Consider the following 506-nt stretch of genomic DNA (forward strand, 5'->3'; position numbering starts at 1 on the left):
TTGAGGGCCAGTAGGTCCAGTGATACCTTGAATTCCAGTAGAGCCAGTAATGCCTTGAGGACCAGTAGCTCCGGTTACACCTATAGGACCAGTAGGGCCAGTAACGCCTTGGAGTCCAGTAGGACCAGTGATACCTTGAGGGCCAGTAACACCTTGAATTCCAGTAGGACCTGTTACACCTTGAATTCCAGTAGATCCAGTGATACCTTGAATTCCAGTAGCTCCGGTAATACCTTGAATTCCAGTAGGACCGGTTACACCTTGAATTCCAGTAGGGCCAGTAACGCCTTGAATTCCAGTAGGACCGGTTACACCTTGAATTCCAGTAGGGCCAGTGATACCTTGAATTCCAGTAGCTCCGGTAATACCTTGAGGGCCAGTAGCACCAGTTACACCTTGAATTCCAGTAGCTCCTGTAACACCTTGAAGTCCAGTAGGTCCGGTTATGCCTTGAGGACCAGTAGCACCAGTTACACCTTGAGGGCCAGTAGGTCCAGTTGTGCCTT

General features: G+C 49.8%; 1 protein-coding gene. It reads right to left on the reverse strand.

The window, feature by feature from the left end:
* A partial coding sequence (locus ACYUEW_RS19045; RefSeq protein ID WP_460277713.1) for a collagen-like domain-containing protein occupies positions 1-506 on the reverse strand: 506 nt, incomplete at both ends.

Source organism: Clostridium sp. CTA-1 (genome assembly GCF_054768215.1).